The 23,057-nt window shown below is 43.0% G+C and carries 17 protein-coding genes; 8 read left to right on the plus strand and 9 right to left on the minus strand.

What is annotated here, in order from left to right; all coding sequences use genetic code 11:
* Window positions 1–137: 137 nt before the first annotated feature.
* Both ACESPU_RS06560 and ACESPU_RS06565 read left to right on the plus strand, forming a co-directional pair.
* Window positions 138–1,487, plus strand: coding sequence for an MATE family efflux transporter (locus tag ACESPU_RS06560; protein WP_048927775.1), 1,350 nt, complete (start codon window positions 138–140; stop codon window positions 1,485–1,487).
* Entirely contained in the window at window positions 1,484–2,074 is a 591-nt protein-coding gene (locus ACESPU_RS06565) for a Crp/Fnr family transcriptional regulator (RefSeq protein ID WP_048927774.1), read from the plus strand. The genes ACESPU_RS06560 and ACESPU_RS06565 overlap by 4 nt, the downstream gene beginning before the upstream one ends.
* 7 nt (window positions 2,075–2,081) lie before the next feature.
* On the opposite strand, the gene ACESPU_RS06570 is transcribed toward ACESPU_RS06565, so the two are convergent.
* The 7 genes from ACESPU_RS06570 to ACESPU_RS06600 form a co-directional block, all read right to left on the minus strand.
* The gene (locus ACESPU_RS06570; protein ID WP_048927773.1) at window positions 2,082–3,062 is read right to left on the minus strand and encodes a FimB/Mfa2 family fimbrial subunit; all 981 of its coding nucleotides are present in this window, start codon (window positions 3,060–3,062) and stop codon (window positions 2,082–2,084) included.
* Between the two features lie 116 nt (window positions 3,063–3,178).
* Window positions 3,179–4,855 carry an Mfa1 family fimbria major subunit gene (locus tag ACESPU_RS06575; protein WP_192922595.1) on the minus strand — a complete coding sequence of 559 codons (1,677 nt, stop codon included), beginning with the start codon at window positions 4,853–4,855 and terminating at the stop codon, window positions 3,179–3,181.
* A 61-nt stretch (window positions 4,856–4,916) separates the two neighbouring features.
* A complete protein-coding gene (locus ACESPU_RS06580) occupies window positions 4,917–6,725 on the minus strand; it encodes a DUF4906 domain-containing protein (protein WP_192922596.1) in 1,809 nt (602 codons plus the stop codon).
* The gene (locus ACESPU_RS06585; protein ID WP_122297380.1) at window positions 6,722–9,508 is read right to left on the minus strand and encodes a hypothetical protein; all 2,787 of its coding nucleotides are present in this window, start codon (window positions 9,506–9,508) and stop codon (window positions 6,722–6,724) included. The genes ACESPU_RS06580 and ACESPU_RS06585 overlap by 4 nt, the downstream gene beginning before the upstream one ends.
* Before the next feature lie 338 nt (window positions 9,509–9,846).
* Window positions 9,847–10,806: a hypothetical protein gene (locus ACESPU_RS06590; protein WP_008774203.1), complete on the minus strand. Its 960-nt coding sequence runs from the start codon at window positions 10,804–10,806 to the stop codon at window positions 9,847–9,849.
* 237 nt (window positions 10,807–11,043) lie between these two features.
* Window positions 11,044–12,003, minus strand: coding sequence for a hypothetical protein (locus tag ACESPU_RS06595; RefSeq protein WP_034532310.1), 960 nt, complete (start codon window positions 12,001–12,003; stop codon window positions 11,044–11,046).
* Window positions 12,004–12,090: 87 nt separating this feature from the next.
* The gene (locus ACESPU_RS06600; RefSeq protein WP_122297378.1) at window positions 12,091–12,735 is read right to left on the minus strand and encodes a Crp/Fnr family transcriptional regulator; all 645 of its coding nucleotides are present in this window, start codon (window positions 12,733–12,735) and stop codon (window positions 12,091–12,093) included.
* 114 nt (window positions 12,736–12,849) lie between these two features.
* On the opposite strand from ACESPU_RS06600, the gene hcp reads away from it, so the two are divergent.
* The 4 genes from hcp to ACESPU_RS06620 are packed head-to-tail and all read left to right on the plus strand — an operon-like array spanning window position 12,850 to window position 16,981.
* A complete protein-coding gene (gene hcp / locus ACESPU_RS06605; RefSeq protein WP_122144143.1) occupies window positions 12,850–14,496 on the plus strand; it encodes a hydroxylamine reductase in 1,647 nt (548 codons plus the stop codon).
* 55 nt (window positions 14,497–14,551) lie between these two features.
* Window positions 14,552–15,409: a pyridoxamine kinase gene (locus ACESPU_RS06610; RefSeq protein ID WP_005866243.1), complete on the plus strand. Its 858-nt coding sequence runs from the start codon at window positions 14,552–14,554 to the stop codon at window positions 15,407–15,409.
* Between the two features lie 49 nt (window positions 15,410–15,458).
* On the plus strand, window positions 15,459–16,406 hold the full coding sequence (locus ACESPU_RS06615) for a ketopantoate reductase family protein (RefSeq protein ID WP_158532876.1): 948 nt from the start codon (window positions 15,459–15,461) through the stop codon (window positions 16,404–16,406).
* A 2-nt stretch (window positions 16,407–16,408) separates the two neighbouring features.
* Window positions 16,409–16,981 carry a DNA-3-methyladenine glycosylase I gene (locus ACESPU_RS06620; RefSeq protein ID WP_036610691.1) on the plus strand — a complete coding sequence of 191 codons (573 nt, stop codon included), beginning with the start codon at window positions 16,409–16,411 and terminating at the stop codon, window positions 16,979–16,981.
* Window positions 16,982–17,036: 55 nt separating this feature from the next.
* Here the strand turns inward: ACESPU_RS06620 and ACESPU_RS06625 are convergent, their stop codons facing one another.
* On the minus strand, window positions 17,037–18,014 hold the full coding sequence (locus ACESPU_RS06625; protein WP_005866237.1) for a type I phosphomannose isomerase catalytic subunit: 978 nt from the start codon (window positions 18,012–18,014) through the stop codon (window positions 17,037–17,039).
* Between the two features lie 22 nt (window positions 18,015–18,036).
* Window positions 18,037–20,055, minus strand: a complete 2,019-nt coding sequence (locus tag ACESPU_RS06630; protein ID WP_158532877.1) for an alpha amylase C-terminal domain-containing protein — start codon at window positions 20,053–20,055, stop codon at window positions 18,037–18,039.
* A 98-nt stretch (window positions 20,056–20,153) separates the two neighbouring features.
* Here ACESPU_RS06630 and ACESPU_RS06635 point away from each other — a divergent pair, with 98 nt between their 5' ends.
* Window positions 20,154–22,442 carry a cation:proton antiporter gene (locus tag ACESPU_RS06635; protein ID WP_008779573.1) on the plus strand — a complete coding sequence of 763 codons (2,289 nt, stop codon included), beginning with the start codon at window positions 20,154–20,156 and terminating at the stop codon, window positions 22,440–22,442.
* Between the two features lie 29 nt (window positions 22,443–22,471).
* On the plus strand, window positions 22,472–23,056 hold the full coding sequence (locus ACESPU_RS06640; protein ID WP_008779572.1) for a nitroreductase family protein: 585 nt from the start codon (window positions 22,472–22,474) through the stop codon (window positions 23,054–23,056).
* Window position 23,057: the final 1 nt, after the last annotated feature.

The following is a 23,057-nucleotide window of genomic DNA, read 5'->3' on the forward strand; positions in this document are numbered from 1 at the left end:
TATGGACAAATGTACAAAGGAAATATAAGCTATCGAATTCAAACTTGATAAATACTCCGTTTTTTACCCTAATGGTAACTTTTTTCTAAATGGAGAAGCCTACTTTTGTGCCGCAAAAATAAAAAGAAAAGAAACTGATGATGCAAGACAGTATTGATTTTGGAACAATGAACATTCCGAAGTTGTTCCGTATGATGTTTATCCCTACCTTATTAGGTATGATCCTTTCCGCCACTATTAATATCGCCGATGGAATATTCGTAGGAAGAGGCGTAGGAAGTGACGCCTTGGCTGCGGTAAATATCGTGGCTCCTTTTTTCATGTTAGCAACCGGAATCGGGCTTATGTTCGGAGTAGGCGCATCTATCGTCGCCTCGATCCACCTTTCACACCAGAAAGTCAAGGTAGCGAATATTAATATCACGCAAGCGCTTTCGGTCTCATTATGTATTATGTTATCGCTTTCCTTGTTAGTGATGACATTCCGTGCTGAGGTCGCTCTTTTATTGGGTAGTTCCGAACAATTATTGCCCTCCGTATTGGAATATATGAACTGGATCGCCCCGTTCCTTGCCTTTTACATGTTATTGAATATCGGGTTATTCATTATCCGGTTAGACGGATCACCTACATACGCCATGTTATGCAGCGCTATCCCGGCCCTGATAAACCTAACATTAGACTATATTTTCGTTTTCCCATTGCATTGGGGATTAATGGGAGCCGCTTTAGCTTCCGCTATTTCCGTAATCGTAGGAAGTATTATGATCGTGGTTTATATCGTAGGTTTTTCTAAAGTATTACATCTTTACCGCCCTAAATTCTCGCTTAAAAGTATCTTATTGACAATCCGCAATATCGGATACATGGTAAAGCTTGGTTCTTCCGCGTTCTTAACTGAGGCAGCTATCGCTTGTATGATGCTGGTGGGTAATTATATATTCATGAGATACCTTGGGGAAGACGGGGTTGCCGCCTATAGTGTAGCCTGTTATTGCTTTCCTATCGTATTCATGGTGAACAATGCGATCGCCCAGTCTACCCAGCCGATCATAAGCTACAACTATGGCATACAGCAGTGGAAAAGAGTACGGCAGGCGTTTAAGTTAGCCCTGCTATGCGCTGTCGTGTGCGGAGGACTCGCCTGCGTGGGTACTATTTTATTCTGCCCGGAAGTCTCCTCCTTATTTCTCGGTAATCATGGCAACGCTTACGAGATAGCGGTCTCCGGCATTCCCTATTTTTCTTTGGGATATGTCTTTTTCGCTCTCAATATCGTTTGTATCGGGTACTACCAGAGCATAGAACGTTTCAAACCCGCTACGCTATTCACTATTCTACGAGGAATCGTGATTATCACCCTAAGTTTCATGTACCTACCTGTTGTCTGCGGAATTAAAGGTATTTGGCTGGCCATACCTTTGTCGGAATTAATTACTTTTGTAATCATAGTGGTATACTATCTATTGAAACGTAGAAGAGCATGAAAGAGGAAGTTCGCCAGAAAGTGATGGAACGGTTTTCAATCTCTGAGCAGGCCATGCAGTTATTGCTGGAAAGCGCAGAGATGATGTCGTTTGTCCCCAAAGATATAATCGTACATGAAGGTGAGATAAACACGAATATGTATATCTTATCCAAGGGAATCTGGCGGGCTTATACATTTAATGATGGGACGGAAGATACCTTTTGGTTCGCCGTGGAGAGCGAGATCGCACTCCCGGTATGGGGATATACTTCCGGCTCTCCTTCTCTTTATACCATAGAAGCCGTTACGGAAAGCGAGGCGTATTGCCTATCCAAACAGAAACTAGAAATCCTATTTCAATCCTCCGTGCAATTAGCAAATATCGGAAGAAGGATTCTAGAGAATTTTATGCTTGAGATCGAGACTTCATGGTTAAGTTCTTACAAACGAACCGCCATTGAACGTTACGCCATTCTATTGGACAAGCAGCCCGAAATCATCCAATCCGTCCCCCTAAAATATATAGCTTCTTATCTAGGTGTCACGGCTCAATCCTTAAGTAGAATCCGGGCGAAGTTAGCTAGTTCCTTAACCTTTATCGTGTAAAGCCCCTTCATATCCCCTCGGACTGGAGATACCATGTCCAGCCATTTATATTTACCTGTACGGCATTCCATGTATTATCAGCAAAGAAAAAGATAATCTTATATCTATCTTGGCGATCCAGATATTCTTGTACATCCATATTATTTCCCTCCATACTAGTCAAGGCTAAAAAATCTGTCAAATTAATATTGAATACCTTTTTGCCAGTAGACTTCTCCGTTACGACAAAACGTGTCGGCCGATCTTCCATCAACCGCATCGTGTTCAACTCGACAGCTGCCGCCGATGATGACTTTTGTTCCATATAATAAGGTCGGAAACTTAACACATCATCCTCCAATAACGAGTTGTCATAGGCCAGATGGCCATTCGACTCGATGATCTCATATTCATAATCATTCATGTTCACATTCCAATTATCTCCGGAGGTAGCCCGGATATAACTATCGGAATAACCTTGAAAAACAAACCGTATCTTATTCGTATCTTTTATCAAATCAATCGTCTCAGTCTGATGGCTGGTCCCTGTAAAATCAACGTCACTGATATAACCATACCAAAGAGGCTCCAGTTCTTTACTGATGATAAGAGACTCCTCACGTTTCAGCCTTAACCTCATATCAGTAATCGTATTCTCTCCCCTAGGCGTATAAATATCGTAGGAGTCACGTGCGCCGGCCCAAGCCAGAAATTGGTATTCTCCTATCGGAAGCTTTACCTCCATTTGGTAATTGCCTGTCGCCAACGCTTCACCTTCCTCTACTTGACTGAACAGAAACTTTCCGTCTTTGTCAAATACATAAAGCTCCACTTTATCCACCTGCGTATGGAACGCATCCGTGAAAAGCATATTATAGTCGTACTTAAACTTGACAAATAAACGACATTCGGGAAGATCCTCATGAAACATATCGCAAGAGGTCAATATCCACGGACAGATAATAAGGATTCCCCAAATTGTATAACGTATAAGACGGTTCTGTTTCATATTTTTCTATTTTTCTAATTAATCCTTACTCTAATTAAAGGGAGTTCCCAGAAGGAAAAAACACTGTTTGGAAACTCCCCTTTTCTAACCTGCGATACCTAACTAATAACCTAAAATCATAAGATCTCCTCTTGGCTATACCAAGTCCACGGGTTCACGTTAATCTGGATAGACAACCATGTCTCATCATTCTCATCTGGCGTATCTGGGTCCGGATCCGGAATAGTAGGATAACCCGGATTATTAAATCCCTTGATATTAATATCATAAACGGAATTACGCACAACCCCAAACTCTCCAAACTCATTCATCGCCTTATCCGAGTCATCATGTTTAATCATGATCTTGTAATAACTTACACCACCATCATAATAAAAGACCGTACCATAACTACCCGCCCCTTTATTCTCTACGGCAAGCCTTGCGTCTACAAATTTCTGTTTAAGTGCCGCAGCCTGCGTTTCTGCGCTTTGACCGGATTGCTTAAATTCATCTCCGGTTGGAATAGTAACCTCCTTGGAGGAATCCACGTATTTTACATACCGGTTGAAGGCTGTTGATATAGAGGTTGGATAACCGTCAGGGTTCCCATCCTTATATTTCTTTGTCAACTCATTTTCTATCCAGTCCATCAAGGTATCATATGTATAGCTTACGCCATTTACGATCATCCAAGACTCACCCTCTCCCACATCAACCGTACCGCCATCTAATTTTTTCAGTTTCTTCGGCGCAAAGTTCGCTTGTAAAAGGACTTGGGTCGTATAAGCATGGTTGTTATACTCTTTTTCTTGTGTATTCTCCAGACAATATTCAGTAACGGGATTAGATGCTGAACTTATCTCATTCCAAGATATGGCAGATGCGTTCGTCGAAGCAGACACAAAATTGTAATTATTCGTATACGCCACTTGATTCGCCTCGTTCCACTCACCGATATTCGTATTGTTGTAATTCGGGTCTACCCGGTATGAACCGATCTCATACCTATCGAATGGAGTGACACAAGTACCGCGAGCATCCGGAGTATTGGCAGGATCTTCATTCCAAGTCTTAATCCTCCTCGATACAGGATAATACCATTTATTAGTAACGTTCAGAATCCATTTCGGGCTATAGATCGATGCCGTGCTATTATCCATAGCGCCATCGCTGGTATATACACGTACTTTAGCGACAACACGATCTATATAAATCGCTAGCGGATTCTTTACCGCGACATCTTGGCTCTTATAAAGAGTTAAGTTTATCGTATTTCCCGAGTTATCCGAAGGTTCCAGATGACCTTTTGAGTTTGTCATCAAAAATGTTCCTGTTTTCGCAACACTCGTTGTTATCAACTCATCCTTCACCGCCTTGTTCACATCCACGAAACTAGAGCCTTCCCCGACGCTGGAGAAACCGGCACCCGGATTCGCGATAATCAGTATTGTCTTAGAAGTAGCCGGAATCTGAAAAGCCTTACTGCTACTGCTTGCGCCGGAAGATGTCAAATCACCGGAGCCGGTACTTAGGTCTATCACTTTTGTAACTAGACTCGCATCTTGATCGCCATCGAAGAAAATCGCTTTAACATCCTCAATCTCATATTCGCCTGTTATCGCATTCTCTTGATTAGGGGTATTCAATCCACGGGTAACGGCGGCGGGAGTCTTAATATTCAAAGCCACCCACGCATCGCCCGAAGGATCGGTTACTACATCGCTATTCCCATCCGAAATAGCATGGTCATCACTACACGCAGCAAACACTAGCGTCGCAAGCGCAAACATAAAAAGTCTTTTCTTTTTCATTTTACAACAATTAAACTGTTTCTAACTAAACACTTATCACTTTTTATCTCTTAGTCATCTTTTAATCCGTCACGACCGTTTGGGATAATTGACTAATATTTAACTTTATACGTTGTACAGAATTAGTATTCGAGGATACACCGGGATCTTTTATAGTAGTCAGGTATATAATGCCACTTCTCTGTTTGGACATTGTATTCCCCAAGACTTCAATATAAATTGTCCCATCATCAACCGTGATCTTATCCGTGTCCTCCCGTACAGCGCCGACGGAAGGACGCAGCTTTATCCAGCTCTTAGGATCATCCGCCCCATCTTCCACATATGCGGAAAGACAATAGTAGTTCATATCGAAACTATCGCTGCTATCCGCAGCCGGCATATATTTAATTGTCACTCCAGCCGCCGGTATAGCATATCTTTGCCTAATACGCACCGTCTTTTCGAGAGTCCCCAATTTCAGCGTGATATACGCATGATCTAACAAGCCATTCGATATTTGAGCTTCCACAGCCGTGATATTCGGATCTGATGTCGTATCATCCACGATCGGTATTCTCGCTCCATTAGATGGGTTTACCAGCAAGGGTACCCCAATGCCGACCTCGTTTCCATTATCACTAATCCGGCAGGCATTCGGAAAACGAGTCCGGCAATCCGTAATCAATTTAAAAACCTCAAAATTGGCACCCTCACTCGTATAGGCGATAAATACCGAATTACTGACTCCCAGAAAGAAATCGTTGTTCGCTACAACTTCGTATGAGTCTCTATTATCAACTGAGATCTCATAATCCAGAGCTGTGTTGGAAGGTTTAGAGGCTTTTGCATCTTCTACCGTATCATAGCCGGGACCTTTTGCCGTAACAATAGTGAATTGATAAGAATGATTACGTTGTAAATCCATTAACTGGACATCCTTATTGACGATCGCCATTTTATAGAAATAATCCCGTCCCCCATACGCACCTTGAATAATCAAGTGTGTATTATTCCGCATATCAGACTCATATAAATAGACTGGATCATTCTCAGTACTCTCCCCCCCATCTATGAAATCTGCCTGAACCAATAAGGATGAATAAGCAGCATCATTCCTGTATTCAGTCAAATTAGAGGTATTATCCCTAATGAGACCATCCAGCGTATGTAACGGTCCTTGCCTAGGTACATTCATAACCGCCACAACTCCCTTTAGCTCAAAGTTCGTCGCCTTATTGACAATTACCATTTTAGCGATCGCCCGGGTAAGCATCAAGGGCGTTCCGTCCGTATTCTCGATCTTTGTTGTATGATCTATCTTATCTACTTCCAGTAAATAACTCATCGGGATCACTTGCCCGTTACCACTATAAGGAATGACAGAAACCGAAGGTACCGCCAATGGAGCCGTCAGCATATTCGTACAGAAATCAGCCAATGTCGTCAAACCTTGCATCAATTGGGCAGAAAATCCAGTTTCATCGAATCCATATTCCGTAACCGCATCCCCATAATAAAATCTATCGGGTGAATTAGCCAATATCAATAACTGATATTCACTATCATTCGATTGTTTAGTCAATATCACATATCTTTTTCCCGCTAATTCAAAGGCTTGCACGGCTTCCACAAAAGTAGCGTTAGGCCCTTCCCCTTTGAAAACAAACATCCATGGGTTCTTACCCACCGTACCCTCATCCATAAGTCCTTTTGTTGACGGGAGATGGTACGAATTAGCACGGGCGAAAATCTCCAGCTGTACTTTTTCAGAAAAGACTTCTTCCTTTCCTACCTGTTCAGATAAAGCAAATTCATGCTCACAGCCAGATAGCATTAATAGGGATAACAGAGCCCAAAAACCGATCATATGCATACTAATTATTCTCATTCTTTCACGCAACGAATTGTAAAACCAAATTGATGACTCGAAGACTTGGGAGTTGTCGCTAAATAATTATACTCTATCCCCCAAATATTACCGTGAGCAGAACCTTTCTCTTCTCCACTTGACGTATCAGTCCACCCCGGAGCCGCTGAAGAAGACCAATAATACCCTGTCTCACTCGCATATTCCAAACTACCATCCGTATGCCATCTTCGGCCTGCGGCCGGAAAGAAAATAGAGGCGTTATTGTCCGGATTAAATATCAAGACACCCCCATAAGCCGCTTCCGTCGTATCTAAAGACACTCCTTTATACTTACTGACCTTCCCCGAACCTCTTTCTATGCCATCGATCATATCTCTTTCCACGATAGGACGCCTGTCGAAAAAACCATCCGCATAGAATCCGTACTTGATCTCTTCCAGAATCTTAGGGATATATTTCTCCGGTTTATTCTGTGGATCAATCGGTTTTTCAGCCGTCACCCAATTTCCATCCCCTTTCATTGGATTACGGAATAACGACATTCTTATCTCGGATTTATATACATCATTATAGGTATAACTATTCAACACAATCCTATCCAAGGGACCGTCGCTTGGACGATGATAACCCGGGGGACAGATCTCGTAATAATCTTTCAGTTTATCCCCGCTCGTAGCATCCCAAAAAGTGGGAGTCTCAATACGTCTTATCGGCCATTCCGATAACTCCCACGTAGCACTCTTATTATTCACGTTGGTAGGGTGATACGCACGAAGTGCTAAAGAAGCATATGCTACCGGTAATCCCCATTGAAAATGAGCGCCGGCTTGAGTCGGATACTTAACAAAATCAACTTGATCAGTGCTTTTATCTATCTGCCTCCATTCATCCTTTGTATCAACATCATTTAAGAATGACCGAGCTGTCAAATTGTACGCACTAAATTTTACACCTAAATCCGGCCCCTCGTTTGTACCCCTCCGCATTATATAATCAGGCGCCTCTCCTTGGCGGACATATAAATCAGTTTCGTAAGTCGTCCCATTTTCCGTATAAGAAAGCTTTACGACACCATATCTAGGCACTCCTTTTCTAGGATTCTTGCTCTTCAATCCTATCCGGAAGTAAACACGTCCTCTTCCTTGTACAAAACTGCCTGTCTCACCTTTCTGTGAATTAGGAATAACCGGATAGTCTTCCGGATCTCCCGGAGAACCTGTTCCAACGTTAGGATCAAAGCTAGGTGTCGAGCTTATCACTATAAAATCCTGATATTCGGTTGGAACTTCCACACGCCACTGATACCAATAACTCCACTTGTTCCCACTAATTATCCTTTCTCCACTTTCATCATCCTTATAGAAAGCCCCTACATAAGGGTTAGACCATAGATGATTCGTTGAATTAATATCAAACGGATAACGATTTCCATATTGACTGACCTTTACGGTTATCGTTCTCCGAATAGCGTTCTTCCCCGAGAAGTCTTCCGCAGCCATCAATGTAATCTCATAGGTTTCCTTACCTATAATATAGTTTGGCAAATCAAGTAAGATATCCATATAGCCCGCTCCAGTACTCGGATCATACGAAATCCTCTCATCAGCGTTCGGCTGCCACTCTTGACTCGACAAAGCGTTAAACACCTCATTCGTTTCCTTATAAGTGTTTGTACTTAGCACTTTTACTTTATCAAAAATCCTCACAACCGGCATATTGGACGAGAAAGAGATTCGTGCCCCGTTAAAATCGGTAATATCGACCTCCGTATGTGACACATTTAGCACTCTATTACCAGATATATTCCAATCATTTGCTATTGAATCCCAATCCGATGCCTGTATATTCATCTCCAAGGGTTGTTTAATGATCCCGGTAAGATCTAGCTTCGTATTTTTAGGTAAGTTATAATCAACCGGCTCTGAGTTTATTTTCAACTCACAGGAGGGATTATAGCTATCCTCCATATCTACCGTAAAAACCACCGCATTTACCGGATCGCTCTTTCTCTCCAACTCATTAGAGGGCAAAATAATACGAGTGATCTTCCGAGCCCAATTCATTCCGGGAATATTTGGAGTAACAGAGGAGAAATAATCACCATCTTCTCTCAATGTAAAATTACGTGTTACATTCCTCTCAATAGTAGAGCCACTATATTGAGCGGTCAATGGGATCAAATTAGGGATACCACTAAATATAACTCCATTAAAAATATCATCGAGATTATCTGCCGCCTCCAAAACAACATCTACTCGAACTCCCAGACGATTAAGGGCCAGTTGTAATAAAGAAACCGTTGTCCCATCACTCAATTTAGCCCCTTTACCTTTTGGTAAAACCTCTACGTTATTTATTTCCTGCATCATTGGGATCGATTTCTCCGAAGAAAAAGAGCTTGCGGGATAAGCGATAAGATTCAAATCGTCATAACGTGAAAGAGTGTTCAGTTTATTGGCTATAACGTTATCCGTCGGTTCATTCGCCAAAAATACGAAATCATAATTCCCAGCTACGATTGGATGCCGGATGATATTTTCTATCCATTGATTCTTACTATAGTGAATATTAGATATGCACGCTCCCGTTGTCTTATTGAAAGCCAAAACACGAAGCGTATTCACGTCGTAGTCCTCTTCGCAACCCGAATGAGTCGTATTTTGAGAATCTATATTCCTAATAGAAATATAGGCTCCTTCCACATTACCGCTAATTATTGTCTCATCCGTACATGAGAAAAGGATCATCAATAACAAGACTGCCACGAAACCTTTATATATTTTACACTCTTCCACTATCATAAAAATTGCTCTAATGTTATAATGCAAATATCACGATATAAAAAGTCACAATAAACTAAATATGCACCCAATAATGACAATATGAATCACAGTTTACATCTAATTATGCAATTATTTTTCAGGCCGTTACAGTTTCCAGAAAAACAAGATCAAAAGGCTCTATTTTTCTATTATACGCAAGACTATTATCAAACAGTTCCGATTATCGAAACAAATCACATTAATAAGAATCCACGAAAAAGCCCTTAAACGAAAGATCGCTTAAAGGCTCAATAAACATCCCTTATAATATTCATTTATGTAGAAATTAGGTCCGTTATATTTCGTCTTATCTATAATTATAATATATCAATAACCGATCTCTGTCTTTTTATAAAATCGATACGTTGTGCCTCTCCACTTTCGGATATTAGGATAGAATGGCGTTTCAATGCCTGAATCCAATCTCGTTGCATTTTACAAATCTGCGGACTTTGGGAGTCCATAGAATTGATTGAATAAACTCGTAGCATACTAATTTGGAAATCCAGCTTCTCTATATAAGTATAGGTTGCCTCAAAATCAATGCTTGATAAGTAGAAAAACACCTTATGGCCCTCACTGAACTCTCCTGTGATAGATAAAGCCTCCATATGAGTAAGTAATTGATAAAGTTCCTCTTTCAAGCACAGAACATCCTCTTTCGATATCAAATTCAGGCAAGCAAAGTATTGGACCTCTTTCACGAAAGAAACAAAAATATTCATATCCCAGATAAAACTGGTTTTCGGACAATTCTTTACGCTATAACTTAATTTTTTATGTACATTTATAATTCGTTCTTCCACCACCATCCCATATAGAGAATTTGGAGTCTTTATCTGTCCATGATGATATAACCAGCGGCAAAGACGGAACTTAGACAGATATTCAAAAGAGGAATAAAGCGTAAAAGGCAAAACATTCGATGCCGTACAAACCTCCGTACTCTTATCTCCTTTCACATAGTCAAATATCCGTAAGTAACGATCAATAATCTCATAATAACTTTCTATCGCATTGGCAGACCGGAGCAAGTTCATATCGAAAGTCACTCTATTATGCAAGTGATTTCCTATGATCTGATCTATGGAGATCCCCAACTTATAGGAAATTTGCGCAACCTCATCAATCGTAAAAGCGACCTCTCCCCGAAGCCTGCGGTACACCGCCTCTCTCCCGATACATAAAGTATCCGTCAAGAAATTAGCAAGATTTTGTCCGGGAGGAAGCCTATCTTTCATTGCGGTTATCAATTCATTTACAATACTATCTTTCATTGCCTTATACCTTATTTCCAACTATTAATATTCCTTGATACATTTGGCAAATGTAAAACATGTAAACGATAGTTTTGTACGATAAAGCAAGCCTATGAGAATTGTTCCTTTTCTAATTAAAGCAAACACAGACAGAAAAAGATAGAAAACGAAATTAAACTAAAAAAGCACCTATAAATTTCGAATCGCGCAATCGGAAGATCTAGGTTGTTTCATTTATCGAAACAGGTTCAAACCCTAAAGCGTATTTATAATCTCCCTTTGTCTATTGAAAAACTGGATACGTTGCATCTCTCCACTCTCGGAGATCATGGTAGAGAACTTTTTTAAAGATTGAATCCAGTCTTTCAAGCTATTAAACATCTCAGAATCCTGTGTCGTAATAGAATTTATCGAGTAAACCCGTATCATACTTAACTGCAAAGAACTTGTTTCCAGATAACTATACGTAGCCTCAAAGTTAATATGCGATACATAAATTCGTACACTATTGCCAGCCTCGGTCTTTCCTCTCATGGCAAGTTCTTCCAATTCATCCACCAACACTAATAACTCCTCTTTGATACGTTGTATATCCTCACAGGAAATAAGATGGATATCGGAGAAATATTTAATGTCATTGACCAAATGATGGAAGATCATATTATCCCAAATATAATCCGTAGAATGGATATACTGTGTCAACGATACAAATTCTCTTTGGGTATCAACCAGTTTTTCCGGTATCTTCAGATTCTCAAAATGATTGCATTGGATATGCTTATTCTGATACATCCACTTAAATAAACGAAACTTTGACAAAAGGTCATGCTTCAAATAAAGGGTCTGAGGAATAGTATTGGAAGAGGTACCCAAAGCCGTAGTAGGATCATCCTGAAAGGCCCTAAAGATCTTCACATATCTAGACAAGATCGTAAAATAAGCATTAAAAGGATCATCGTGATCTACCACATTCAAGTCGAACACGGCATTGGCACTAAAACTAACCCCTACTATTTTATCCAATGACACACCCAATTTCCTTGAGATAAGAGCTGCCTCTTCCAAGGTGAAAGGAACCTCGCCACGTAAGCGCCTATAAATGGCTTCTCTGCCAATATAAAGGGTATCCATCAACAGATTCGCCAAATTTGTCTTAGGGGGAAGTTTTTCTTTTAAAGCTTCAATCAAGCCTGTATTTAATTCATTTATCATCATAACCATGTCGAATGAAAAATCATCTACTCTAGTAACATATATAGAGAGGAAGTTGTTTCGAGAACAAGTACATTCGTAGATGGATTTTCAAAGCACGTAGCTTTTCAGCTTATTCATATCAACTATTTTCCCTTCCCGGGAAATAGCCCCTTCCTCTATCATTTCCGAGAAACTACGGGCCAATGAAGGACGGGCCACTCCAAAATATTCCGAAAGCTCTGTTTGATTACGATCCTGCTTATAATGATCTCCTTGAATACGTTTAAGTATATAGTAAGCCAGTTTACCTTTAATGGTCTTAATCGATAATAATTGAAGACGTTCAGAAAGAAATTGTGTCCGGTTGGCGTTAAAAGCCATATAGCTTTGAAGAAAATGCTCGTTTGTCGCCAGCAAACGCATCACCGCATTCTTAGGTATTAAAATGATCTCGCATTCCTCCAAGGCGATAACATCTACCGGGAAGCGATTATTTTCCGCAAACAAAAATGCGGAGGCCAAAGGAGTAGGCGCCGATAAAGTCTCCACTTCCAAAATTGTCCCGCTTTCGGTGATCATCTCAGTCTTTACCCGTCCTTTACTCAATAGATAAAGCGAAGATAAGGCATCTCCCTGACGAGCTACCCAGTCACCTTTCTCAAACGACCTTGTCGAATAATCCAACGAACTGAAAAGAGCGGTTTGCTCTTCCTCAGACAATTTTCCGCAAATAGGACACAAACTCAGATTCATAAAACTTCCTTTTGCGGATAAAGATAAAGAAAATAATCAAAGAGTGTAACAACTGTTACAGGTTAAACGATCTTCTATCCCCTACATTCGCGATAAACTTATAAAATAAAAGCTATGTTCTGTTATCAATGTCAAGAAACCGCCCAAGGAAAGGGCTGTATATTAAAAGGTGTATGTGGTAAGACCGCCGAAGTGGCCGGATTACAAGATTTACTGATGTACTTAATGAAGGGAATCTCCAAACTAACAACGACTTTACGCAAGCGAGGCGTGGAATCAGCCACGGCCAATAAGTTCATCGTCGACGGACTTTTCATGACCATCACAAACGCCAATTTCGATTCATCCAGATTCGTCTCAAAGATCAAAGAAGCCTATCAGCTACGGGAGAACCTTCTCGACGAGCTACATCGACAGGGAATCCATCCATCCTTAACCTGCGATTGTCTGACTTGGAAATCGGACAAAGTAGAGGAAATGGAGGTCAAATCGAAAGAAGTAGGTATTCTCGCCACAGAAAACAAGGATATCCGCTCTCTACGAGAATTACTCACTTATGGGATAAAAGGTATGGCTGCCTACGTGGAACACGCTTACAATCTAGGCTTCGAGGATACCAGCCTCTATGCCTTTATCCAAGACGCCTTGGTCGCAACGACTCAATCGGACCTGACCGTCGCCGATTTAACCCGATGGGTACTCACCTGCGGCGAATACGGAGTAAAAGCCATGGCCTTATTAGATAAAGCGAATACTTCCACCTATGGCAACCCGGAAATTACGAGAGTGAATATCGGCGTAGGAAAGAACCCGGGTATACTTATCAGTGGGCACGACTTGAGAGACATTCAAGACTTGCTGGAACAAACCGAAGGTACAGGCATAGATGTCTATACACATAGCGAGATGCTTCCTGCACATTATTACCCGGCTTTCAAGAAGTATAAGCATTTTGTAGGAAACTACGGTAGCGCCTGGTGGAAACAAACATCTGATTTCGAGACATTCAACGGAGTTATCCTGTTTACGACCAACTGCCTTGTCCCTCCCCGTTCTTCCGCCACTTATGCCGATCGGGTCTATACGACCGGCTCTACCGGGTTCGAAGGATTCCCACATATCGCCGATCGTAAGCCCGGAGGCTCTAAGGATTTCTCTGCGTTAATCGAACACGCAAAGAAATGCGCCCCTCCAACGGAAATCGAACATGGGGAAATCATCGGTGGATTCGCTCATGAGCAGGTATTCCAATTAGCCGACAAGGTTATCGATGCCGTAAAATCAGGAGCGATACGTAAATTCTTTGTCATGGCAGGTTGCGACGGAAGAATGAAGAGCCGTAGCTACTATACCGAATTCGCCGAGAAATTACCGAAAGATACCGTCATATTAACCGCCGGTTGTGCCAAATATCGTTACAACAAACTGCCTTTGGGGGAGATCAGAGGTATTCCACGGGTATTAGATGCCGGACAATGTAATGACAGTTACTCATTGGTGATGATCGCCCTCAAGTTAAAAGAGATCTTCGGGCTGGATGATGTCAATGAATTACCTATCGCATACAATATCGCATGGTACGAGCAAAAAGCGGTAATCGTATTACTCGCCCTACTCTACCTAGGCGTAAAAAACATTCACTTAGGACCGACATTGCCAGCGTTCTTGTCGCCGAATGTAGCCAAAGTATTGGTCGATAATTTCGGGATCGCCGGAATAGGTAGCGTGGACGAAGACATGGAACTATTTCTAGGAAAGTAAAATAAACCTTTCCCGATCCGCTCTTGTTTTCCTATCACATTTTAATCGATTCAAGATGAATAAGGAACAACAAAAAAGAGTAGCCGCCATTCATGACCTATCGGGATTTGGCAAATGTTCATTGACAGTTGCCCTCCCGATCCTCTCGGCGGCAGGAATAGAGACAAGCGCCTTACCTACGGCCATACTTTCTACACACACAGGAGGTATTCTCGGCTATACTTATAGAGACTTGACGGAAGATATGCGTCCGTTCATGAAGCATTGGAAAGAATTGGATATCCGTTTCGACGCCGTCTACAGCGGCTTTCTTGGATCTTTCGAGCAATTAGATATCGTAAAAGAGTTCTTCTCCCTTTTCAAGCGGGAAGATAACCTGATTCTAGTCGATCCTGTCATGGGCGATAACGGAGAACTATACAAGATATTCACCCCTAAATTCGCCAAAGGAATGAGATCCCTTTGTGAAAAAGCGGACATTATCGTACCGAACCTGACGGAGGCCGCATTATTGTTGGGCGAACCCTACCAAGCAGGTCCCTATACCAAAGCTTATATCGATGGTATTTTACATAAACTAAGTCAGCTAGGCCCTAAGCAAGTTGTCTTGACCGGTGTCTATTTCGACGAGAAAGAACTGGGAGCCGCCACTTTCGATATGGAACGAAATGCGACAGAGTATGTTTTAACAGAGAAAATACCCGGTTATTATCATGGTACGGGAGATGTTTTCGCAAGTGCTTTACTGTCCGGTTTGTTAAATAATTTCAACTTGGAGAGATCTGCGGAAATAGCCGTTCGCTTCACGACAGAAAGTATTCTTCGAACATTCAAGGCGCAAACGGATTATCGCTTTGGCGTGAACTTCGAACAATCCATTCCGGATTTACTAAAAGAACTGAAACTGATATAAATGAGAGCCTTTTTTTTCTCATATTTGCAAATAAAAGGAATATAATAGTATGGCTAAATTAAGAATAGCGTTTTCTGGTATCGGTGCGGTGGGTGGTTATTACGGAGGTATGGTCGCCGCCCGCTATCAAGGAACAATAAAAGCAGATATCTTTTTTATCGCCCGTGGAGAAAATCTAAAGGCTATCCGTGAAAACGGTTTACAAATGCAACTAGGCATCCGGACAATCCATACGGCTCCGGCACTAGCCACCGATAATCCCGCCGAGATAGGGCCGGTAGACTACCTTTTCTGTTGTACAAAAAGTTACGATCTAGAAGAAAACATCCAGCAGCTAAAGCCTGTTATCGGACCTGAGACCGTTATCATCCCCTTGCTAAACGGATTGGATATCGAAGAACGAATCCATAATATACTACCCGAACAAGAGGTCTGGAAAGGATGTGTTTACATCGGTTCCCGCTTGACAGAGCCCGGTGTTGTCGAGAAATTCTCCTTGAAAGAACGCATTTTCTTCGGCAACAAAGATGCAAACAAAGATAAGCAAACCGAGTTGCTTAAATTACTTATGTATGCCCGGTTAAACGCTTTTAATCCAGCGGATATAGACCTACGCATCTGGAAGAAATTCTTCATGATCTCTACGGCAGCTACGGCTACGAGTTTCTTCAACCAGCCCATTGATGAAGTACTAGCCCAACATATCGACCTGTTTATCGCTTTGGGTACGGAATTAAAAAGCGTAGCGGAGGCTATGGGAGTCCGTTTACCCGATGACATCGTCTATACTTCCATCGAGATGCAAAAGATGATGCCGGCCGGCTCCACGACTTCCATGCATAGTGATTTTCTCGCCGGGAAAAAAACAGAGTTGGAAACATTGACAGGATATGTAATTCGTCAAGCGGAGAAGCTCGGCGTTGATGTCCCTACTTATCGATTTATGTATAACGGATTGTCTTTTTATCCCTATCCGAAGAAAACAGAAATATCATAATTATGCAAGATATAATAAACGGGCGTTGTGGTTGGTGCGGAACTGACGAGTTGTATATGAGATACCATGATCAAGAGTGGGGGAAGTTGGTGACCGACGATAAAACACTGTTCGAGTTTCTTGTGCTGGAAAGTTCTCAAGCCGGGTTAAGTTGGATAACTATCCTTAGGAAGCGTGAGGGATATCGCAAGGCATTTTGTGATTTTGATATCGAAAGAGTGGCGCAAATGACCGATGAAGATGTTGAACGGTTGATGCAGTTTGAGGGAATTGTGAAAAACCGTCAGAAAATTAAATCGACAATCACAAACGCAAGGCAGTTTCTCTCCATACAGAAAGAGTTCGGTAGCTTTTATAATTACACCCTATCATTCTTTCCTAACCAAAAACCGATTATCAACACCTTTCAGTCATTGAGTGAGATTCCGGTATCATCTCCCGAATCCGAAGCCATGAGCAAAGATATGAAGAAACGAGGATTCAAATTCTTCGGAGCCACAATTTGTTACGCCCACCTACAGGCTTCGGGATTTATCAACGATCATCTGGTGGACTGCGTTTGCCGAAAAAGATAATAAAAAAGGCGGAAACAGCATGTTCCCGCCTTCATTATTATTTTAGTGAGTGATCTTATTGACCGATATAAGTCTCCATGAACTTAGCGCCCGGAGCCGGAGAGATGGTTATTACCTCCGTATCCGCAGGGATCAAGACAGTTTGACCTTGGTGAACAAAGATCTCGTTTCCTTTATTATCACGGATGGAAGCCTTGCCTGCCATACAGATGTAAACGACAAAAGAATCCAGTTCCGAGAAATTACGAACCATAATCGTATCCAGATCCAAAAGATTCGTGGTGAAATATTTGCAATCCGCCAACTCTACCGTGGCATTCGTATGACCTTTGTAGTGAGTACGGTAATCCGGATACAACGTATAATCGATAGCGTCTTTCGCCAATTCCGTATGCAGCTCACGGCCATTACCGTTCACATCTTTACGGTTGTAATCGTAAATACGATACGTGATGTTGCTGGTCTGCTGGATCTCAGCAATAAAACAACCCGCTCCGATCGCATGCACACGTCCCGCCGGCAAGAAGAATACATCGCCTTCATTTACGTCGTAACGTTGAAGCACATCCATGATCGTATTGTTCTCCACACGTTTCACATATTCCTCAGCGTCGATTTGCTCAGAGAAACCGGAATACAGGCCAGCGCCTTTCTCTGCCTTGATCACATACCACATCTCCGTCTTACCGAAAGAGTTGTGGCGTTTTTTCGCCAGCTCATCGTCCGGGTGAACTTGAATGGATAAATTATCACGGGCATCGATAAACTTGATAAGCAAGGGGAAAGTCGTCCCGAATCTCTCCATCACCTTCTCTCCCAGCAATTCCTTGCCATAAGAGCGGATCAACTCATCCAAAGACTTACCTTCCAACTCGCCATTATCGACGATTGAATAATTTCCCTCAACATGAGAAAGCTCCCAGCTCTCGCCTACACCATTCTCAACCGGAGTAATACCCTTAAACGGGCAGATATCTGAACCGCCCCAAATCACCTTCTTGAGGATCGGCTTAAATGTAAATGGATATAACATAACGTGTTTTGTGTATAGAGTTTTACTTTTTGACCTTCACTTTCCTTAATACGACGGCGCTACGTGCCGGGATATAAAGTTTCAGCCATTCTTTCTTTTCTTTCTTATATAACGGATCAAATTGCGTGAAATGCCTTATGGTATCATCAGCCAAGCCAAACCCCCCGAAACGGGTAGCGTCGGTGTTCAATACGACCTCATATTCTCCCTTCGGAACTAAGAAACCGTAATCCGTGAACGATTTCGTCGGGCTAAAGTTGAACACAAAAACCAAGTCTTTACGCATATAAGCCAATATCTGATCGCCATCATTATCCCAAACCTTCTGGATAGGGGTATCTTGGAAATTCTTCACATCCCCGATCAATTCCAACATCTCACGGTCGAAATCGCCCAAGAAATGGTACTTCAAATCCAAGTTGTCCACCAAATCCCATTGGCGGCGAGCGTATTTATAAGACCATCCATTGCCCTCCCTCGGGAAGTCGATCCATTCCGGATGCCCGAACTCATTTCCCATGAAGTTCAGATAACCGCCATTAATAGTAGAAGCCGTAACCAAACGGATCATCTTATGCAAGGCGATACCTCTATCTACCATGAAATTATGGTCATCTTTTTGCATATGCCAATACATATCGGCGTCGATCAAGCGGAAGATGATCGTCTTATCACCCACCAAGGCTTGATCGTGGCTCTCGGCATAACTGATCGTCTTCTCATCGGCACGACGGTTCGTCGTCTCCCACCAGATCGAAGACGGATGCCAATCCTCATCCTTCTTTTCCTTGATCGTCTTGATCCAATAGTCCGGGATGTTCATGGCCATGCGATAATCAAAGCCATAACCACCATCCTCTATCTTAGCCGCCAAACCCGGCATGCCACTCACCTCCTCGGCGATCGTTATAGCGCCCGGATTCACCTCATGGATCAATTTATTGGCCAAGGTTAGATAAGCGATAGCGTCGCCATCTTGGTGGCCATTAAAATAATCGCCGTAATTACAGAAAGCCTCGCCCAAGCCATGGCTGTAGTAAAGCATGGAGGTCACGCCGTCGAAACGGAAACCATCGAACTTATACTCCTCCAGCCAGAACTTACAATTCGACAATAAGAAATGAAGCACCTCGTTCTTTCCATAATTGAAGCACAGGGAATCCCATGCCGGATGCTCACGGCGTTCGCCACTCAGGAAATATTGGTCATACGAACCGTCAAAGCGGCCTAATCCCTCCACCTCGTTCTTTACGGCGTGGCTATGTACGATGTCCATGATCACGGCGAGACCCATCCCGTGCGCCTCATCGATCAGTTGTTTCAACTCGTCCGGCGTACCGAAACGGGAAGAGGCGGCGAAGAAGCTACTTACGTGATAGCCGAACGATCCATAATAGGGATGTTCTTGTATAGCCATGATCTGAATGGCGTTATAACCATCCTTCGCTACACGAGGTAATATATTTTGACGAAATTCATTATACGTCCCCACCTTCTCCTCGTTGGTGCTCATACCGATATGGCACTCGTAGATCAAAAGGGGAGACTTCTTAGGTTTGAATCGTTTATTCTTGAATTTATAAGGTTTCTCCGGGTTCCATACTTGAGCGCTGAATATCTTAGATTGCTCATCTTGCACCACCCGGCGAGTCCATGCGGGAATACGTTCTCCGCTACCGCCGTCCCACTCGACCAGCAACTTAAACAAGTCCTCATGACACATCTGCGCATCGGTCAAAGCGATCTCCCATACGCCATTCGCCTTACGTTTAAGCTTGTATTTATTATCTTTCTGCCATCCGTTGAATGTTCCAATCAAATAAATAGCGGTAGCATTCGGCGCCCATTCACGGAACACCCAGCCTTTCGTGGTTTTGTGTAACCCAAAATAAAGATATCCGGAAGCCATCTCGGATAAGGTTAGTTTACCATTATTCGTCAGGCTCTTTTCTTTATCAATCACGTATTGATACCGGCCTTCTATAGCCGCCTCATAAGGGGCCAGCCACGGGTCATTTTTTATCAGATTTAGAGACTCCATGATTTATTATAATTTGGTTCTCGGCAAAGATAAAAGAAAAAAACATACCCATTGATAATATTAGGATATTTCTTATATTCGCGGTAAACCGTACAAAGATGAGCAAAGGAACAAAAAGTATAGCCTTTTACCTAATGATGATCCTCATTTTCGGTTCGCTGATGTACTTTATCGCCAAAGAAGGAGAAAGTCAGCAACTGGAAAATTCGATTGCGTCCATCCAAAACGCACCTAGTAATTTAGAAGAGGGATTTACCATATTTACTCAATTATTAGTACATAATATCGAGTCTTCCATAGGAATTCTGCTTTTACAAATCATCACGATATTGCTTACGTGCCGTTTGTTCGGTTGGTTATTCCAGAAGATCGGGCAACCCACCGTCATCGGCGAGATCGTTGCCGGAATCGTGCTAGGGCCGTCCGTATTAGGCAATTTATTCCCGGAGGCTTCCGCCTTCCTTTTCCCTGTGGAATCGTTGGTGAATATAAATATGCTGAGTCAATTCGGACTTATACTCTTTATGTTCGCTATCGGGATGGAACTTAATATCTCCGAGGTAAGGAAAAAGCTGAAAGAGACGATCTTAATCAGTCATACCAGTACGATCGTCCCCTTCTTTTTCGGTATGCTGACCGCCTATTTCGTGTACGACAAATATGCGGATAAGAGTACGCCTTTCCTCTCTTTCGCCTTGTTTATAGGTATCGCCATGAGTATTACCGCCTTTCCCGTATTGGCACGTATTATCCAAGAGAAAGGACTTACCAAGACACATTTGGGTACCATCTCGTTGGCAAGCGCAGCGAATGGGGATATCACCGCATGGTGCTTGCTAGCGGTTGTCATAGCGATCGCACAAGCGGGTTCGATGCTAAGTGCCGTTTACAACATTTTATTCTCAGTCCTTTACATAGTGTTTATGTTTTTGGCGGTGCGGCCATTCCTGCGGATGATCGGACATATTTACCACAACAAGGAGGTAATCGACAAGGGGCTAGTAGCTTTCATCTTCTTGCTATTGATCACCTCGGCTTATCTGACTGAGATATTGGGATTGCATGCCTTGTTCGGCGCTTTTATCGCAGGGGTGGTGATGCCGGGAAATGTCAAATTCCGCAAGATCATGACCGAGAAAGTAGAGGATGTATCCCTTGCTCTATTTCTTCCCTTATTCTTCGTATCTACCGGATTACGTACGGAAATAGGTCTTCTAAACAAGCCTGAGTTATGGTGGCTATGCCTTATCTTCATAGTCGTGGCCATCGCGGGAAAGTTTGGGGGAGCGATGTTCTCCGCCCGATTCGTGGGTGAGAGCTGGAAGGATAGCCTATACATAGGGGCGCTCATGAATACCCGCGGGTTGATGGAGCTGGTCGTATTGACGATCGGGTACGAGATGGGGATATTGACGCCTTCCGTATTCGTGATCTTAGTGCTAATGACGCTGGTCACCACCTTTATGACAACACCGTTGGTCTCATTCATCAAATTCTGTTACCGAGCGCATGACAAGCTGATGGAGCAAAAAGAGAGAATGCCATTGGAGGGGATATTCAAGGTACTGTTGTCCTTCGGACGAGCCGGAAATGGACAGATCATGCTGGACGTAGCCTACCAGATGTTCGCCCAAGGCAAAAACAAACTGGAGCTGACGGCACTGCATTTGACGGTTGGCTCGGATGTAAACCCGCTACACACGGATAATTTCGAGGAAGTCAGCTTCGGCCCGATCCTTTACGGGGCCAAGAAGCTGGGCATTCAGATACAGACCCGCTACGAGGTATCGAACAACGCCGGAGTGGATATTTGTAGCATCGTAAACAATGAGGGGTACGATTTCCTTCTGGTCGGTTCCGGGATATCGATGAGCAACACACCGGACGATATAGCGGCAAGCCATTATCGGGCCTCGTTCTACAACCGTTATTTCAAACGCTTCAAGGCTCCGGAATCCTGGTTTTATCCGGGTGCCTTATTGAAAGACAAGACGAAGATGTTTATCGAGCAAAGCAATTGCCCGGTAGGTGTATTCGTGAACCGGAATTTCGTCAAGGCATCGAACGTAATCGTGGTCATCGACTCCGAGGAGGATTTATTCCTGTTGGGATACGCCCAGACCTTATTGAAGTCTACACACGGCTCGGCCAGCGTACTTGATAAATCCAGCAGCACGACCCCGGGGAACGAGGTGATCAAGGAAGGAATCCTGCGATTCACGGAAGACGTGAAGCAGACCACGCTTCTACGAGAGAAAGACCTTACGCCCCAGTCTTTCAACGGCTTCAACTTCATGCTGATCAGTTATAAGACATGGAACGATGTCTCCGAGCACCGGAAAGAAGCCTTGCAGAAGATGCCTTCTACGTTGATATTAAGTAAATAATCCGTTATAAACCATATAAACCCGTCTTTATGAGAATCTGTCTTTTCTTCTTGATCACCGTTTTCCTCATGGCCTGCTCCTCTACGGGGAACCAGCGGCAGGAACCGGAAAACCAGACCTTGGAAACGATACTCAATCGCAAAAGCGTACGTAAGTATAAGGATCGCCCGGTAGAAAAGGAAAAGATAGACAAACTGATACGAGCCGGAATGGCCGCCCCTTCCTCCCGTGACAGGCGACCCTGGGAATTCATTATCGTAACCGACCGGAAAGCCTTGGATACGATGGCCGAAGGCCTTCCCTTCGCCCGGATGCTGAAAGAGACAAGGCAAGCGATCGTCGTTTGCGGCGATACGATCAAATCCTCCAACGCTTGGTTTCTGGATTGTTCCGCCGCCTCGCAAAACCTGTTACTTGCCGCCGAATCCATGGGATTGGGAGCTGTATGGACGGCTGTTTACCCCTATCCGGACCGGATTGAGATCGTCCGGAAAGAGCTTCGGCTACCGGATCATATCATGCCGTTGAACGTCATACCTGTGGGATACCCCATGCAGAAAGAGACTCCCAAAAACAAATACAACGTCCAACAGATCCATCACAATGGCTGGTAAA

Source organism: Parabacteroides sp. 20_3, assembly GCF_964238835.1.
In the GTDB taxonomy this organism is placed as follows: domain Bacteria; phylum Bacteroidota; class Bacteroidia; order Bacteroidales; family Tannerellaceae; genus Parabacteroides; species Parabacteroides distasonis.

What these genes read in the sequence shown, in the direction of transcription:
- ACESPU_RS06560 (WP_048927775.1), top strand. Translation starts at nt 138, where the DNA reads ATGATGCAAGACAGTATTGATTTTGGAACAATGAACATTCCGAAGTTG.
- ACESPU_RS06565 (WP_048927774.1), top strand. Translation starts at nt 1,484, where the DNA reads ATGAAAGAGGAAGTTCGCCAGAAAGTGATGGAACGGTTTTCAATCTCT.
- ACESPU_RS06570 (WP_048927773.1), bottom strand. Translation starts at nt 3,062, where the DNA reads ATGAAACAGAACCGTCTTATACGTTATACAATTTGGGGAATCCTTATT.
- ACESPU_RS06575 (WP_192922595.1), bottom strand. Translation starts at nt 4,855, where the DNA reads ATGAAAAAGAAAAGACTTTTTATGTTTGCGCTTGCGACGCTAGTGTTT.
- ACESPU_RS06580 (WP_192922596.1), bottom strand. Translation starts at nt 6,725, where the DNA reads ATGAGAATAATTAGTATGCATATGATCGGTTTTTGGGCTCTGTTATCC.
- ACESPU_RS06585 (WP_122297380.1), bottom strand. Translation starts at nt 9,508, where the DNA reads ATGATAGTGGAAGAGTGTAAAATATATAAAGGTTTCGTGGCAGTCTTG.
- ACESPU_RS06590 (WP_008774203.1), bottom strand. Translation starts at nt 10,806, where the DNA reads ATGAAAGATAGTATTGTAAATGAATTGATAACCGCAATGAAAGATAGG.
- ACESPU_RS06595 (WP_034532310.1), bottom strand. Translation starts at nt 12,003, where the DNA reads ATGATGATAAATGAATTAAATACAGGCTTGATTGAAGCTTTAAAAGAA.
- ACESPU_RS06600 (WP_122297378.1), bottom strand. Translation starts at nt 12,735, where the DNA reads ATGAATCTGAGTTTGTGTCCTATTTGCGGAAAATTGTCTGAGGAAGAG.
- hcp (WP_122144143.1), top strand. Translation starts at nt 12,850, where the DNA reads ATGTTCTGTTATCAATGTCAAGAAACCGCCCAAGGAAAGGGCTGTATA.
- ACESPU_RS06610 (WP_005866243.1), top strand. Translation starts at nt 14,552, where the DNA reads ATGAATAAGGAACAACAAAAAAGAGTAGCCGCCATTCATGACCTATCG.
- ACESPU_RS06615 (WP_158532876.1), top strand. Translation starts at nt 15,459, where the DNA reads ATGGCTAAATTAAGAATAGCGTTTTCTGGTATCGGTGCGGTGGGTGGT.
- ACESPU_RS06620 (WP_036610691.1), top strand. Translation starts at nt 16,409, where the DNA reads ATGCAAGATATAATAAACGGGCGTTGTGGTTGGTGCGGAACTGACGAG.
- ACESPU_RS06625 (WP_005866237.1), bottom strand. Translation starts at nt 18,014, where the DNA reads ATGTTATATCCATTTACATTTAAGCCGATCCTCAAGAAGGTGATTTGG.
- ACESPU_RS06630 (WP_158532877.1), bottom strand. Translation starts at nt 20,055, where the DNA reads ATGGAGTCTCTAAATCTGATAAAAAATGACCCGTGGCTGGCCCCTTAT.
- ACESPU_RS06635 (WP_008779573.1), top strand. Translation starts at nt 20,154, where the DNA reads ATGAGCAAAGGAACAAAAAGTATAGCCTTTTACCTAATGATGATCCTC.
- ACESPU_RS06640 (WP_008779572.1), top strand. Translation starts at nt 22,472, where the DNA reads ATGAGAATCTGTCTTTTCTTCTTGATCACCGTTTTCCTCATGGCCTGC.